The organism is Thiemannella venezuelensis (assembly GCF_014203605.1).
In the GTDB taxonomy this organism is placed as follows: Bacteria; Actinomycetota; Actinomycetes; order Streptosporangiales; family Streptosporangiaceae; genus Planomonospora_A; species Planomonospora_A venezuelensis.
This window is the reverse complement of sequence record NZ_JACHJJ010000010.1, coordinates 137,738-151,223: the sequence shown is the minus strand read 5'-3', so window position 1 is coordinate 151,223 and position 13,486 is coordinate 137,738. Positions and strand designations below refer to the sequence as shown.

The 13,486-nt window shown below is 72.2% G+C and carries 15 protein-coding genes; 6 read left to right on the top strand and 9 right to left on the bottom strand.

Features of this window, described 5'->3' with window-relative positions; genetic code table 11:
• The first annotated feature begins 53 nt into the window (after nt 1-53).
• The 6 genes from FHS22_RS16945 (at nt 54) to FHS22_RS16920 (ending at nt 3,550) form a co-directional block, all read left to right on the top strand.
• Complete coding sequence (locus FHS22_RS16945; RefSeq protein WP_184942757.1) at nt 54-647, top strand: TetR/AcrR family transcriptional regulator; 594 nt, start codon at nt 54-56, stop codon at nt 645-647.
• A gap of 118 nt (nt 648-765) precedes the next feature.
• Nucleotides 766-948: a hypothetical protein gene (locus FHS22_RS16940; protein ID WP_184942756.1), complete on the top strand. Its 183-nt coding sequence runs from the start codon at nt 766-768 to the stop codon at nt 946-948.
• A 36-nt stretch (nt 949-984) separates the two neighbouring features.
• Entirely contained in the window at nt 985-1,311 is a 327-nt protein-coding gene (locus FHS22_RS16935; protein ID WP_184942754.1) for a hypothetical protein, read from the top strand.
• A gap of 52 nt (nt 1,312-1,363) precedes the next feature.
• On the top strand, nt 1,364-2,395 hold the full coding sequence (locus FHS22_RS16930) for a DUF6745 domain-containing protein (protein ID WP_184942752.1): 1,032 nt from the start codon (nt 1,364-1,366) through the stop codon (nt 2,393-2,395).
• 210 nt (nt 2,396-2,605) lie between these two features.
• On the top strand, nt 2,606-2,824 hold the full coding sequence (locus FHS22_RS16925; RefSeq protein ID WP_184942750.1) for a hypothetical protein: 219 nt from the start codon (nt 2,606-2,608) through the stop codon (nt 2,822-2,824).
• A 516-nt stretch (nt 2,825-3,340) separates the two neighbouring features.
• Entirely contained in the window at nt 3,341-3,550 is a 210-nt protein-coding gene (locus FHS22_RS16920) for a hypothetical protein (protein WP_184942748.1), read from the top strand.
• Nucleotides 3,551-3,857: 307 nt separating this feature from the next.
• On the opposite strand, the gene FHS22_RS16915 is transcribed toward FHS22_RS16920, so the two are convergent.
• The 9 genes from FHS22_RS16915 to FHS22_RS16875 form a co-directional block, all read right to left on the bottom strand.
• Complete coding sequence (locus FHS22_RS16915; RefSeq protein WP_338047784.1) at nt 3,858-4,706, bottom strand: STM4011 family radical SAM protein; 849 nt, start codon at nt 4,704-4,706, stop codon at nt 3,858-3,860.
• A gap of 118 nt (nt 4,707-4,824) precedes the next feature.
• Nucleotides 4,825-6,207: an STM4012 family radical SAM protein gene (locus tag FHS22_RS16910; RefSeq protein WP_184942745.1), complete on the bottom strand. Its 1,383-nt coding sequence runs from the start codon at nt 6,205-6,207 to the stop codon at nt 4,825-4,827.
• Complete coding sequence (locus FHS22_RS16905) at nt 6,204-7,031, bottom strand: STM4013/SEN3800 family hydrolase (RefSeq protein ID WP_425567345.1); 828 nt, start codon at nt 7,029-7,031, stop codon at nt 6,204-6,206. Before FHS22_RS16905 ends, FHS22_RS16910 begins: the two co-directional genes overlap by 4 nt.
• Nucleotides 7,032-7,092: 61 nt before the next feature.
• Nucleotides 7,093-8,208 carry an STM4014 family protein gene (locus FHS22_RS16900; RefSeq protein WP_184942911.1) on the bottom strand — a complete coding sequence of 372 codons (1,116 nt, stop codon included), beginning with the start codon at nt 8,206-8,208 and terminating at the stop codon, nt 7,093-7,095.
• 121 nt (nt 8,209-8,329) lie between these two features.
• Complete coding sequence (locus tag FHS22_RS16895) at nt 8,330-9,277, bottom strand: STM4015 family protein (RefSeq protein WP_184942741.1); 948 nt, start codon at nt 9,275-9,277, stop codon at nt 8,330-8,332.
• Between the two features lie 127 nt (nt 9,278-9,404).
• A complete protein-coding gene (locus FHS22_RS16890) occupies nt 9,405-10,358 on the bottom strand; it encodes an STM4015 family protein (RefSeq protein WP_184942739.1) in 954 nt (317 codons plus the stop codon).
• Between the two features lie 96 nt (nt 10,359-10,454).
• Nucleotides 10,455-11,450: an STM4015 family protein gene (locus FHS22_RS16885; RefSeq protein WP_260407998.1), complete on the bottom strand. Its 996-nt coding sequence runs from the start codon at nt 11,448-11,450 to the stop codon at nt 10,455-10,457.
• Nucleotides 11,447-12,388, bottom strand: coding sequence for an STM4015 family protein (locus FHS22_RS16880; RefSeq protein ID WP_184942737.1), 942 nt, complete (start codon nt 12,386-12,388; stop codon nt 11,447-11,449). The genes FHS22_RS16885 and FHS22_RS16880 overlap by 4 nt, the downstream gene beginning before the upstream one ends.
• Before the next feature lie 185 nt (nt 12,389-12,573).
• Nucleotides 12,574-13,467, bottom strand: coding sequence for an STM4015 family protein (locus FHS22_RS16875; RefSeq protein ID WP_184942735.1), 894 nt, complete (start codon nt 13,465-13,467; stop codon nt 12,574-12,576).
• Nucleotides 13,468-13,486 lie beyond the last annotated feature (19 nt).

The window sequence follows — 13,486 nt, the reverse complement described above, 5'->3', positions numbered from 1 at the left end:
GATCGGATCAGAGCCGCGGGCCGGTGCCGCCGTACCTGTGCCACCATGGGACCATGCCCCGCATCTCAGCCGCGACGATCGGCGAGCACCGCGCCCAGACGCAGGACCGCATCCTGCAGGCGGTCTCCCGTCTCTCCCGGCACCAGGGCATCGACTCCATCTCCATGACCGACGTGGCGAACGAGGCGGGCATCACCCGGACCGTCCTGTACAACTACTTCCCCGACAAGGCCGCGCTGCTGCTGGCCTTCACCGAGCGGGTGACGCACTACTTCATCGAGTCCTACGAGCGCGAGCTGCCGGAGGACGCCTCCCCCGCCGAGCGGCTGCGGGCGTTCGTCCGGCTCCAGCTCGCCGGGCTGCTCGCCCACCCGCACCCCGGTCCCGCCGACCTCTCGGCGGCCCTCGGCCCCGACGCCTACCAGCGCCTGGCCGAGCACGTCGCGCCGATGCAGGCCATCCTGACCGGCATCATCGACAGCGGCGTGGAGGCCGGCGCCTTCCGGGCCCCCGACGTGCCGGCCACCGCGCGGATCATCATGGCCGTCATCGGCGCCGAGCGGCTGCCCCTGCTCGGCGGCACGGTGACGGTGGAGCAGGCCGAGGAGACCGTCTGCGGGTTCGTGCTCCGCGCCCTGGGCGCCTGAAACCGCCGCGCGGACCGCGCCTCCCGAAGCGGAGGACCGAGGCCGCGGGAACCCGGAGGATCGAGGAGAGCCGGCTCGCCTGACCGCCGCGCCCGCCCCCGCCGAACGCCGGGGGCGGATGGCCGCGGCCCGGTTCCGCCGCGCCGACGAACTGTCCGCGCACAACCGGGAGCTGCGGCAGGCCGACGCGCTCCGCGACCACCTCGTCGCCGTGGTCTCGCACTTCATGGTCACTCTGCCCCTGGCCCGGACGGCGCAGCCCCCGGCCGGGGGACCCGGAAATGTCGGTGGCGGGGGATAGTTTCCGATCAACCCCCGATCCGAGGAGCAGCGACGCATGTACCGCCAGGGTGACATCCTGATCGTGCCCGTTCCCGAAGAGGCCGTGCCGCCCGCGGTCCGGTCCTCCCCCTCCGCACCGCGCGACGTCCGCGGCCGCCTGGTGCTGGCTCTGGGCGAGGCCACCGGCCACGCCCACGCCGTGGTCGGCCCCGGCGCCCTGGTCCGCTCCCCGCGCCCGATGGACCCCGACTTCCTGCACGTCCCCTCCGGCGGGCGGGTGGTCCACGAGGAGCACGCCGCGATCTCCCTCCCCAAGGGCTGGTACCGCGTGCAGCGCCAGCGGGAGTACGTCCCCGGCGCCTTCCGCGTCGTCGCCGACTGAGGTCCCGGCGGACCGTCTCACCCGATCCCCCCGACGACAGGAGCTGTCACGAATGACCGTCACGATGGAACTCGCCGACGTGCTGACCGAGGCGGCGCTGCGCTGGGAAGGCGTGGCCTTCCAGACCGGTCCCGCCGACCGTCCAGGAGCCGAGGCGGGAGTGCGGCTCGCCTACCGGGCCGCCGGACTGGCCGAGCCGGAGAAGATCATCTGGGTCGACTCGCCCGCCGCGGGCGCCCGGGCGATCACCACGCTGGGCGCCGGGAGGTCGGTGCGCGAGCGGGTGCGCACCCGGCCGTGGGAGCTGGCCAGGGCCGAGGTTCACGCCTCGCTGGGCCCGGTCGACTGGCCTGTGGCCTGGTCGCTGACCGGTGGGCGGCTCTGGGATCCGGTGAACGCCCTGGTCACCCGGGTCCGTCAGGGCATCGCCGCGACCGAGGAGTCGGAGGCCGCCGGGGCGGCGCTGCGCGCCTCGACACTGGACGCCGTGCTGGGCCAGCAGGACGCGCCGTGGCTGGCGCTGTTCGAGGCGCTGGACAGGCCGGAGGTGGAGGGCCTGGTCCGGGTGGCCCGGTCGGCGGGCTGGTGGTGGCCGTTCGAGCACGTCGCCATCGTCTGCGAGCGCCCCGCCGAGCTGCACCGCGACGAGCTGGGGCGCCTGCACCGCGCCGGCGGCCCGGCCCTGCTCTTCCCCGACGGCTTCGCGGTGCACGCCTGGGGCGGCATGCCGGTCCCCGCCGACTTCGCCGCCTCCATGGCCACGCTGACCCCGGAGCGCATCCGCGCCGAGGACAACGCCGAGCTGCGCCGGGTCATGCTGGAGCACTTCGGCTACGACCGCTATCTCGCCGAGTCCGGCGCGACCCCGCTGCACCGGGACGAGATGGGCGTGCTCTGGCGGATCGACCTGCCCGGCGACGAGCCGGTGGTGATGGTCGAGGTGGTCAACTCCACCGCCGAGCCCGACGGCGGCTTCCGGAAGTACTGGCTGCGCGTCCCGCCCGGCACCCGCACCGCCCGCGCCGGGGTGGCGTGGACCTTCGGCATGGCCGAGGCCGACTACCGTCCGGAGCGGGAGACCTGAGTCCCCGCGCGACCGGTCGACACGGCCGGAGGAGTGGGTGAAACACCGACACCCGCTAAGAAAACATCACCAGCCTTTGGCCGAATGCGGCGGAAGTCTCCTGGAACGCCGTCTCAGGCAGATGAGAGCATTTGTGACGACGAGAGACCGACCGAACACGGTCGGTCACGAACGTCATAGATGATTCTCTGTTTCCATGGAGGAAAACTCATGATTCGGCGCATTCTGGCCGGTGCGGCCATCGCAGGCTTCGCGGGCCTGGTCTTCGCAGGTCCCGCCGCCGCGGGCTGCGACCGGGACCACGGCGGTCACGGCGGTCACGGTTACGGCGGTCACGGCGGCGGCTACGTCTTCATCGACGACAGCAACCACAACGAGGTCCTGAACGACCTCCTCGACCTCGCCGTCCTCGGCATCATCGAGAACTGACCTTCCCCGGAAGGCGCCGGGCGCCCGGTTGAACACCGGGCACCTTCGCCCGGAGGCGGTACGCCTCCGGGCGCTCGTGCCGACCGATAGACCCAACGAGGAATTTCCCAAAAAATCGGGAGAGAACCTTCCTTCTGCGACACGTTCCCCATTCAGGGGACACTTCTGGCATTCAAAATATATGTAAAAAATCAGCTCTGCGATCATATTCAGATCGCAGAGCTGATTTTTTGCATGTGCGCTCCCGTGGCGTCATTCCCGTCCCGACGAGCAGGAAGGACGGAGAGTCGCCCCCCTCCCGCACTTCCGGGGAAATGCAGCCGACACGGCCGCGGAGAAGCACGCAAAACGCCGACGACCAACCAAAAAACATCACCAGCATACGGTCGAATGTGACGAAAGCCCCCTAGAACGACCCCTGGGACAAGTGAGACTATTAAGTACGACGAGCGATCGACCAGCCACGGTCCGTCGCGAAAGTCATCGATGATTCTCTATTCCCATGGAGGAAAACTCATGATTCGCCGCATTCTCGCCGGTGCAGCCATCGCAGGCTTCGCCAGCCTGGCCTTCGCAGGGCCCGCCGCGGCCGGCGACCGCGACTGGGACGACTGGGACCGCGGCTGGGGCCACGGCGGCTACCACGTCTACATCGACGACAGCAACCACAACGAGGTCCTGAACGACCTCTTCGACTTCGCGTTCCTCGGCATCATCGACAACTGATCCTTCTTCGGAAGGCACCGGTGTTCCCGGCCGCGCATGCCGGGCGCCTCCGTCCGGAGGCGCCCGCCGCCGGGCCCCGTGCCGACCGGGAGGTCACCGAGGAGTTCCCCGAGAACCAGGAGGTCATCTTCTACGACATCACCCCGACCAGAAGACGCTTCCGACTTCACGACCGGACAGAAGCGGCTTCGCCGCCGGGAACACGGCTGCGAAGCCGCTTCTTCGTCCGCAGAGCCCCCGTCCGCAGAACCCGCCGGCTCCGCCGTTCCCGCGCCCGCACGGGCGGACACGGCGGAGCGGGGCCGCCTCAGTGGCCGTGCGGGATGCGCTCCAGGACACCGCCGGCGAAGACGTCGTACAGGCCGGTCGGCTCCAGGTGGACGTACCCGATGTGGCAGTCGCACAGCGCCGCCGGACAGGGCCTGGCCCGGCTGCGGAAGGTGCCGTCGTAGAGGTTGCCGAGCACGGCGGGGACGAAGTGGCAGCGCCGTACGGTGCCGTCGCCGTCCACGGAGACGACGCTGTCGCCGGTGCGGCAGGCCTGTCCGGCGCTGCGGTGCGCGGTTCGGCTGTAGTGGAACAGCGGGTCGACCGCCGTCCATCCGGCCGCCTCGGCATCGGTGTAGAGGCGGCCTTCGGCGGCGTTCACCCACAGGTACACCGCCTCCGGCAGGTCGGCCCTGAGCCTCCGGGCGTGTTCCAGATGCTCGGGCAGGCCGACGATGCCGACGCTGAACCGCACCCCCCTCCCCGAAAGATCAAGGCATTTCTCGATGAATCCCTCGTAGGCGACCTGGCCGGGGTGGTAGGTGACCCAGAGGGCGAGCGTGCCGAGATCGGCCTCGGCCAGCCAGTCCGGGCGGCAGCTGAAGTTGGTCTGGATCGCGACCCGCCGGACGTGGGGAAGGTGGCTGAGCTCCACCATCGCCCGCCGGTACCAGGACCGGACGAGCCCCTCGCCCCACGGTGTGAACAGCACCGAGACCGGGTGCTCCCGCCCGGCGACCCACCCGGTGAACCGCTCCAGCGCCGCCCGGTCGGCCCGCAGCCGCTCCGGGCTGTCGCGGCGCTTGGCGAACGGGCAGTAGGGGCAGTCGTAGTCGCAGCTCGACAGCGGCCCCCGGTAGAGGATCGTCAGGTGCCCGGGGTCGTCCACCGGACCCGCGTCCGCCGGACGGCCGCCCGCCGCCGGACCGGGCCTCCGCCCGATCCGCAGGAGCTCCGCAGGGACGCCCGGCCCGCGGACGGACGGTGATCCGCTGCCGGGGCGGGTCTCATCGGGCTTCATACGCGGCCATCAGCTCGCGGACCCGGCCGGAGAACAGTCCCGGGCCGATCGCGTCGGAGTACGCGAGGCCTTCGGCGGTGAGCCTGAGCCGATCGCCCCCGTGGCCGGACCCGGCCCGCCCGGGCTCCGGCGGGGTCCCGCCCTCCGCGGCGGCCCGCTCCAGCCAGCCCCGGTCCGCCAGGCGCTCCAGCTCGCCGCCGAAGTCCTCCGTCACCTCGGTGCCGAAACGCGCCCGGTAGGCGGCCACGTCGAGTCCCCCGGCCTGGAGCAGCGACTGGATCAGGTGGCGGCGGCGCCGTTCGGCCCCGTCGAGGCGGAACCCCACGTTGGCGAGCGCGAACTCCTCCGGCGCGAGCCGTACGTAGTCGTCGATGATCCCCCGCACCTGTCCGGCCGCGACCGCGTACTCGTAGGAGTAGTGCAGGGTGGAGGTGTAGGAGCGGGCCCCGCAGCCGAGGCCGACCATGCCGTCGCTCTGGCAGCAGTACTCGGTGGCGCTCCCCGTCCCGGGCAGCCGGAACATCCGCATCGACACCTGCTCGTACCCGGCGGCCAGCAGGTGCTCGCGGCCGCTGCGGTAGAGGCCGAGCCGGTGGTCGTCCCAGTCGCGGGCCCGGCGGCCCAGACCGGTGAGCGGGCGGACGTACAGCGGGTAGAGGTAGACCTCCTCGGGCTTCCACTCCAGCGCGGCGTCCAGCGAGTACCGCCAGGACTGCTCGGTCTGGCCGTCGATGCCGTAGATCAGGTCGAGGTTGAGCGCCTCGAACCCGGCGTCCCTGATCCGGCCGAGCGCCGCCTCGACCTCGGCGCGCCGCTGCGGCCGGACCGCGGCCCGCGCCTCGGCGTCGACGAAGCTCTGCACGCCGATCGAGATCCGGGTGGTGCCCCGCCCGGCCAGGACCGCGAGCCGGTCGGCCGTCGCGGTCGCGGGCGAGGTCTCCACCGACAGAGGAACGGCGCGCAGGTCCACGCCCATGATCCGCTCGGTGAGGTCGAACATCCGGGTGAGCTCGCCCGCGTCCAGGTAGGTCGGCGTGCCTCCGCCGATCGCGGCGGTGGCGAACCGCGGGGAGTCCAGCGCGTCCCGTACGGTGTGCGCCTGCCGCTCCAGCGCGTCCAGGTAGGCGGCGACGAGCTCCTCGGGGGCGCCCGTCCGGGTGAACAGGTTGCAGAACCCGCAGCGCATCTCGCAGAACGGGATGTGCAGGTAGAGAAAAAGGCTGCCGGTCGGCTCGCCCGCCCACACCTCGCGCAGCGCCGGGCGCGGCTCCAGCGGCCGGTAGGCCGTCTTGTGCGGGTAGGCGTAGACGTATCCCTGGTAGGGGCCGGACGGGGATCCCGCCGTCTGCCCGGACGATCCCGATGTCACCGCCACGTTCCCCGCCTCAGCTCGAACTCTCCGTACGGCACCGTCCAGACCACCTCATGGCCGATTCGATGTCCGATATATCCGTCTTCACCGTAGGCCGTACCGTGATCGGAGCAGACGATCGCGAACCCCGGCCTCTCCTCGCTCACCAGCGCGAACAACCTGCCGATGTGCCGGTCCACGTACTCCAGCGCGGCGGCGTGGCTCTCCCTGCCGTCCCCGTGCTCGCGGGTCGCCCCGGGCAGGTGGAACCAGTTCGGCTGGTGCAGCGCCGAGACGTTGACGAACAGGAGCACCGGCCCGCCCGTCTCCGCCCTCGCCCGCGCGAGCGCCCGCTCCGCGCACGTGATCTGCTGCTCGAACGAGGTCGGCGAGGCGACGCCGTACCCCGGCTCCCAGTGGCTCTCGGCGAACATGCCGGGCAGCGCCGACCCGAGCGGGGTCAGCTTGTTGAAGAACCCCACTCCTCCCACGCAGATCGTGTGGTACCCCGCCGCGGCCAGCCCCGCGGGCAGATCGGGCGCGTCGAACACCCAGGTCCCCGCCGCCGTGGTCTCGCTGCCGGGGAACGTGGCGGCGAACAGCCGGGCGTGCGGGCCGGGCGCGGCCGGCGTCGGCAGGAACCCGGCGAGGATCGCGGCGTGCGCGGCGTAGGTGAAGCTCCCGGGGCTGTGCCGCCGCTCCCACCGCCCGCCGGGCAGCGCCCGCGCCAGGTTCGGCAGCCGTCCCGCCCGGACGAGTTCGTCGGCCACGTCGTAGCGGAGCGTGTCGAGCGTCACCAGCAGCAGATCGTGGCTCCCCACGATCGTGTTCATGTCCCGCATCCCGCTCGCTTCCCCGCTCCCGTCTCGCACGACCGCCCCGCACCCGGTGCCCCGCCTCTCCTCACCCGGACGCTCCGCCCGCGTCCGGCACCGGTACGGCGAGCGGGCGGTCGGCGCCCGGCGCCGCCGCATGGCGCGTCAGGATCGCCCGGACCTGCGCATCATAGGTGTCCAGACCCTCCGCTCCGCTCCCGGGGAAACCGGTCAGGCCGGGCAGCAGGTCGCCGAAGGCGTTGACCTCGGCCACCGCGACCGACCTCCAGTCGATGCCGATCATCAGGTCGACCCCGGCGGCCGGGCTCCCGGGGAAGCAGGCCGCCGCCCGCTCGCAGGCGTCCAACACCCGCCGCCAGCCCGGCTCGCCGAGCCGGGCCCGGACCGCGCCGAGGTCGCCGCGCGCGCCGCCCAGGTGCAGGTTCGTCATGGGGGCGCGGCTCGCGCGGACCACCGCGTGCGTGGGCCTCGCGTCCACGGCGACCACCCGCAGGTCGAACGTGAGCCCGTCCATGCCCGCCTTGGGGAACCAGCGCTCGACGTGGAGCCCGTCCCCGGCCAGCCGGTCGACGATCACCGCCAGGTCGGCCTCGGTCTCGTAGCGGCGCACTCGCAGCGAGTTGTGCAGCCCGCCCGGGGACAGCTCCGCCGACGTCACCGCCGTGACCCTGCTCCCGGCGGCGTGCAGGGCGATCACCCCGGACGCCGACGAGCCGTGCGCGGGCTTGACGAACACCCGGCCCCACCCGGCCCGGTCCATCTGCTCGCGCAGCGAACGGTACCCCTCCACCGGCCCGGGCAGCGCGGGCGGCACCGGCACCCCGGCCTCCGCCAGCCGCGCGTGGCAGAGCCGCTTGTCGAACATGACCGCGATCTCGTCGACGTCGCCGAGCAGCGCCGCTCCGGGCGTGCGCTCCACGGCCTCCCGTATCCGCGCCGTCCCGGCGGTGAACGCGGCGTGCCAGCGCGCGCCGCCGCCGACGCGGGACGGCTCGCCGGGCCCGCGCAGCAGCGCGTCGGCCCCGGCGTCCTCACCGGGCGAGTCGAGCCGCACGAGCGTCCCGGGCTCCAGGGTGATCTCCTCGCCCCGGAGCACGGAGGTCCAGGGGACCACCCGCGGCGCGGGCAGGCCGTACCGGGCGCAGGCACCGGCGAACATCGTCACCCGCCGGTCCCCGGGCATCCCGACGACCGCCAGGATCGGACCGTTCACATCGGCACCGCCGGTTCCTGCACCATCGGTTCCCACACCCCCGGACGACGCGGCGCCCGGGCGGAGTCTCCACGGCCGGCCGTGATCGCTCTCATTCGGAGACCGCGACGTAGCGCTCGTGTTCCGTGCCCGTCTCCTGGCCGGACAGGTCGATCTCGGCTCCGGGCAGGGCCTCGCGGACGCGGTCCATCATGGCGTCACTCAGATAGTGGTGGTGCAGGTCCAGGCGCTTGAGATGGGTCAGCGGCTGGCCCGACAGCAGCGCCTCGGCGCCCGTGTCGCCCAGGGCGCCCATCGACAGCGCCAGCGACTCCAGCCGCGCCACCACCGGGGCCGACGCCACCGCCGCGGCGATCTCGTCCTGGAACTCGCTGTCCTGCAGCCCCAGATGCCGCAGCGCCGGCAGCCGCTCCCCCGACAGGATCGGCTCCAGGTCTGCCACCGTGGCGTCACCGCCGTACCAGGAGACACCGAGCCACATCTCCAGGTACTCCAGCGCGGGCAGGTCGCACGCGCCCACCCCCCGCACGACCGCGGCGGGGAGCCCGCCCGTCTCGAACCGCAGGACCCTCAGGTTCCCGTGCCGGACCCGCCGCAGCTCCAGGCCGCTGCCACCACGCACCTCCAGCCGCTCCAGCAGTGGGAACGCCTCCAGCAGCGGCGTGACGTCACCCTGCTGGATCCAGGAGATCTCGCACTCCTCCCTCGTCATCGCGCCCAGGAAGACCGAGCGCAGCTCGGGGAAACGGTCCGCGTTGTCCACGAGCACCTGGACGACCGAGCCGTCGTCACCGGAGGCATCCGCCCACTCACCGATGATCAACGCTCTGACGGCCGCACCGTCCACTCTCTGCAGGAACCCCGCCAAGCAGTCCTCGAAGAGCTCATCTTCGTAGGACGGCACCGAGAGCCGCCACGCCACCCGGTCCGCGGCCGGGATCTCCTCGCCCTCCTCCTCGGGCGCGGGCACGATCGGCAGGCCCGCGTAGGTTCCCTCGGAGAGGTCGTCGACGCGGTCGTCGAACTCGGAGTAGTCCATCCATGGCTCCTGGAGGAGAAAACACGATGGACCATGTCCTACCAGAGACAACCGACACTCCAGGCACATCCATCTCACCCGCCGCAGGAGCGGCCGCGACGCTGCGGAGACGACCAGACCCCGGGAGTCACTCCGCCACCGCGACGTAGCGCCAGTCGTTGTCGATGTCCTCCTGGTCCGACAGGTCGATCTCGACTCCGGGCAGGGCGTCGCGGACGCGGCCCATCATGGCGTCGCTCAGGTAGTGATGGTGCAGGTCCAGCCGCTTGAGATGGGTCAGCGGCTGGCCGGACAGCAGCGCCTCGGCACCCGCGTCGGTCAGCATGCCCATCGACAACGAGAGCGACTCCAGCCGGGCCACCACCGGCGCCCCGGCCACCGCCGCCGCGATCTCGTCCTGGAGCTCGCTGTCCTGCAGCCCCAGATGCCGCAGCGCCGGCAGCCGCTCCCCCGACAGGATCCCCTGCAGGTCCGCCACCCGGGCGTCGCCGCCGTACTGCTCGATGCCGAGCCAGGCTTCCAGGTACTCCAGCGTGGGGAGGTCCGCCTCTCCCGCCGCCCGCACCACCCCTGCGGGGAGCCCGCCGGACTCGAAGCGCAGGACCCGCAGGTTCCCGTGCCGGACCGGCCGCAGCTCCAAGCCGCTGCCCCCGCGCACCTCCAGCCGCTCCAGCAGCGGGAACGCCTCCAGCAGCGGCGTGACGTCACCCTGCTGGATCCAGGAGATCTCGCACTCCTCCCCCTCCATCGCGCCCAGGAAGACCGAGCGCAGCTCGGGGAACCGGTCCGCGTTGTCCGCGAGCAGCCGGACGATCGCCGCGCTGCTCTCCTCGTAGGCGTCCTCCCACCCGCCGATGATGATCGCCTTGACGGCGGAGGCGTCCACCTTCTCCAGGAAGCGGGTGAACTGCTCCTCGAAGGTCTCCTCGGCGTCGTAGGTCTCGACCGAGAGCCGCCACGCCGTCCCGCCCGCGGCCGGGATCTCCGTGTCCTCCTCGTCGGGCACCGGCGCGATCGGCAGCCCGGCGTAGACCCCCTCGGAGAGGTTGCCGACGTGGTCGTTGAACTCGGTGCGGTCCATCCATGGCTCCTGAGGGGCGGGAACAGTGGACCCTGTCCTACCAGAAACCACCGACACCCCTGACATCCCGGACGCCACGGGCGGATCCGCACGGGGTCACTCCGACACCGCCACGTAGCGCTCGCCCTCGATGATGTCCGCCTGCTGCGACAGGTCCACCTCGACGCCGGGCAGAGCCCGCCGGACGCGCTCCATCATCCCGTCGCTCAGGTAGTGGTGGTGCAGGTCGAGCGCGCGCAGGTGGGTCAGCGGCTGGCCCGACAGCAGCGCCTCGGCGCCGGCATCGGACAGGGTGCCCATGGCGAGGCTGAGCGCCTCCAGCCGGGCCACCACCGGGGCCGACGCCACCGCGGCGGCGATCTCGTCCTGGAACTCGCTGTCGCGCAGCCCCAGGCGGCGCAGCGCGGGCAACCGCTCTCCGGAGAAAATCCCCTCCAGGTCCGCCGCGGTGGCGTCACCGCCGTAGTGGGAGACGCCGAGCCACAGCTCCAGGTGCTCCAGCCCGGGCAGGTCGCACTCGCCCACCGCCCGCGCCACGGATCCGGGCAGCCCGCCCGACTCGAACCGCAGGACCTTCAGGCTCCCGTGCCGCACCGGACGCAGCCGGAGCCCGTCCCCGCCCCTGACCTCGAACCGCTCCAGCAGCGGGAACGCCTCCAGCAGCGGCGTCACGTCGGTCTGCTTGATCCAGGAGATCTCGCACGCCTCGGCGGGGATGTCCCCCAGGAAGATCGAACGCAGGCGGGGCAGCCGGTCCGCGTTCTCCGTGAGGACACCGATGACGTCGTCCGGGCCGTCCTCGATCGGGTCGTCCCACCCGTTGATCACTATCGCCCGGGCGTGCTCGGCGCGGTCACCGCGCACGAACCCCTCGCAGACACCGTCGATCTCCTCGTGGTACATCAGCCAGGCGACGGCTCCGGGGTCCGTCACGGTCCCGGCGCCGGCCTCGTCCGGGGCCACCAGGGGCAACCCGGCGTAGTGGCTCCGGTAGCCGTAGAACTCGGCGGCGGACGGGAACCAGCCGTCCCACGCCCCTCCGGCCGGGGATTCCGGGCCGCCCCGGCCCGCCTCGCCGTACGGATCGCTCATTCGGAGACCGCCACGTAGCGCCGGTCGTTCCTGACGCGCTCCTGGCCGGACAGGTCCACCTCGACCCCGGGCAGCGCCCCGCGGAGTCGCCGGGCCATGGCGTCGCTCAGGTAGTGGTGGCTCAGGTCCAGCCGCTTGAGACGGGTCAGCGGCTGGCCGAACAGCAGCGCCTCCGCCCCCGCGTCGCCCAGGGCGCCCATCGACAGCGCGAGCGTCCCCAGACGGGCGACGACCGGGGCCGCGGCGACGGCCGCGGCGATCTCGTCCTGGATCTCGCTGTCCTGCAACCCCAGGTGCCGCAGGGCGGGCAGCCGTTCGCCTGCGAGGATCGCCTCCAGGTCCTCCACGGTGGTGTCACCGCCGTAGTCGGAGACGCCGAGCCAGAGCTCCAGGTGCTCCAGGGCGGGGAGTTCCGACGCGCCGACCGCCCGGGCCACACGCCCTGGCAGGCCGCCCGACTCGAACCGCAGGACCTTCAGGCTCCCGTGCCGCACCGGACGCAGCCGGAGCCCGTCGCCCCCTCTGACCTCCAGAACCTCCAGCTTCGGGAACGCCTCCAGCAGCGGGGTGATGTCGCCGTGCCTGATCCAGGAGATCTCGCACTCGTCGTAGGGGATGTCGCCGAGCGCGATCAGCCGCAGCGCCGGGAACCGGTCCGCCGCCCCGGAGAGCAGCCGTACGGCCTGTTCCGACGACTCGTGCGGCGACCCCCACATCTCGAAGGTCAGCTCGCGGACCGCGGTGGTGTCCACCTCGCCGACGAAGCGGGCGAAGTAGTCCTCGAAGGACTCCTCCCCGTCGTCGTAGTACTCGTTCAGCCAGAGCGACCACGCCTCCGCGCGGGGATGCTCCTCGGACTCCTCCTCGTCGACGTCGGCGAGGCAGGGAAAGCGGTCCACCGGCAGAGTGCCGAACCTGCACAGAGCGGCACGTGTCATCCGGTCACCCCTCCCGGTGGCACGGCGCCGGGAAGGGCCGCGGCCGGCGGAACGGCGTCGCCGCACCGGTGGGAGCCGTCATCGCGGTCGTCGAACTCGGCATGGTCCATCCGTGGCTCCCGTCAGGCGAAACACAACGGATCATGTCCTACCAGAGATCTCCGACATTCCGGCCCCGGGACCGGTCACTCCGATACCGCGACGTAGCGCCAGACGTCCTCGTCGTCCTCCTCGTCCTCCTGGCGGTCGGACAGGTCGACCTCGACTCCCGCCAGCGCCTCGCGGACGCGTTCGATCATCGCGTCGGTCAGGTAGTGGTGGCTCAGGTCCAGCCGCTTGAGATGCGTCAGCGGCTGGCCGGACAGCAGCGCCTCGGCGCCCGCGTCGCTCAGCGTGCCCATGCCGAGGCTGAGCGCCTCCAGCCGGGCCACCACCGGCGCGGACGCCACCGCCGCGGCGATCTCGTCCTGGATCTCGCTGTTCCGCAGTCCCAGGTGCCGCAGGGCGGGCAGCCGCTCCCCCGACAGGATCGCCTCCAGGTCGGCCACGGTGGCGTCGCCGCCGTACTCGTCGACGCCGAGCCACATGTCCAGGTCCTCCAGCGCGGGGAGCTCCGACTCCCCGACGGCCCGGACGACCTCGGCGGGCAGGCCGCCGCTCTCGAACTCCAGCGTGCGCAGCGCCTCGTGCCGCACCGGCCGCAGGACCAGGCCGCTGCTCCCCCGGATGGCCAGTCCCTCCAGCTTCGGGAACGCCTCCAGCAGCGGGGTGACGTCACCGTGCTCGATCCAGGAGATCTCCGACATCTCCTGGCCGATGTCGCCGAGGTAGATCGAGCGCACGTTCTTCAGCCGGTCGGCGGCCTCGCTCAGCAGCCTGACCGGCAGCTCGGACGAGCGGCCCTCGTAACCGGCTCCCCACCAGCCCACCACGATCCGGCGGACCCGGCCGGGATCGCCGGTGGCCATGAAGTCGTCGAACTTCCGGCGGATCGAGGGCTCCTCCCCTTCGGCCGCGCGCTCGAAGGGATCACCTGCCAGGTTCCAGGTGCCGTCCTCCGTCAAGCTCTTGTCGGTCATCTGCGTCCCTCTGCGAGAT

Excerpts from the sequence above, each read along its gene's own strand:
- FHS22_RS16945 (WP_184942757.1), top strand. The coding sequence starts at position 54 with ATGCCCCGCATCTCAGCCGCGACGATCGGCGAGCACCGCGCCCAGACG.
- FHS22_RS16940 (WP_184942756.1), top strand. The coding sequence starts at position 766 with ATGGCCGCGGCCCGGTTCCGCCGCGCCGACGAACTGTCCGCGCACAAC.
- FHS22_RS16935 (WP_184942754.1), top strand. The coding sequence starts at position 985 with ATGTACCGCCAGGGTGACATCCTGATCGTGCCCGTTCCCGAAGAGGCC.
- FHS22_RS16930 (WP_184942752.1), top strand. The coding sequence starts at position 1,364 with ATGACCGTCACGATGGAACTCGCCGACGTGCTGACCGAGGCGGCGCTG.
- FHS22_RS16925 (WP_184942750.1), top strand. The coding sequence starts at position 2,606 with ATGATTCGGCGCATTCTGGCCGGTGCGGCCATCGCAGGCTTCGCGGGC.
- FHS22_RS16920 (WP_184942748.1), top strand. The coding sequence starts at position 3,341 with ATGATTCGCCGCATTCTCGCCGGTGCAGCCATCGCAGGCTTCGCCAGC.
- FHS22_RS16905 (WP_425567345.1), bottom strand. The coding sequence starts at position 7,031 with ATGCGGGACATGAACACGATCGTGGGGAGCCACGATCTGCTGCTGGTG.
- FHS22_RS16900 (WP_184942911.1), bottom strand. The coding sequence starts at position 8,208 with ATGCCCGGGGACCGGCGGGTGACGATGTTCGCCGGTGCCTGCGCCCGG.
- FHS22_RS16895 (WP_184942741.1), bottom strand. The coding sequence starts at position 9,277 with ATGGACTACTCCGAGTTCGACGACCGCGTCGACGACCTCTCCGAGGGA.
- FHS22_RS16890 (WP_184942739.1), bottom strand. The coding sequence starts at position 10,358 with ATGGACCGCACCGAGTTCAACGACCACGTCGGCAACCTCTCCGAGGGG.
- FHS22_RS16885 (WP_260407998.1), bottom strand. The coding sequence starts at position 11,450 with ATGAGCGATCCGTACGGCGAGGCGGGCCGGGGCGGCCCGGAATCCCCG.
- FHS22_RS16880 (WP_184942737.1), bottom strand. The coding sequence starts at position 12,388 with ATGACACGTGCCGCTCTGTGCAGGTTCGGCACTCTGCCGGTGGACCGC.
- FHS22_RS16875 (WP_184942735.1), bottom strand. The coding sequence starts at position 13,467 with ATGACCGACAAGAGCTTGACGGAGGACGGCACCTGGAACCTGGCAGGT.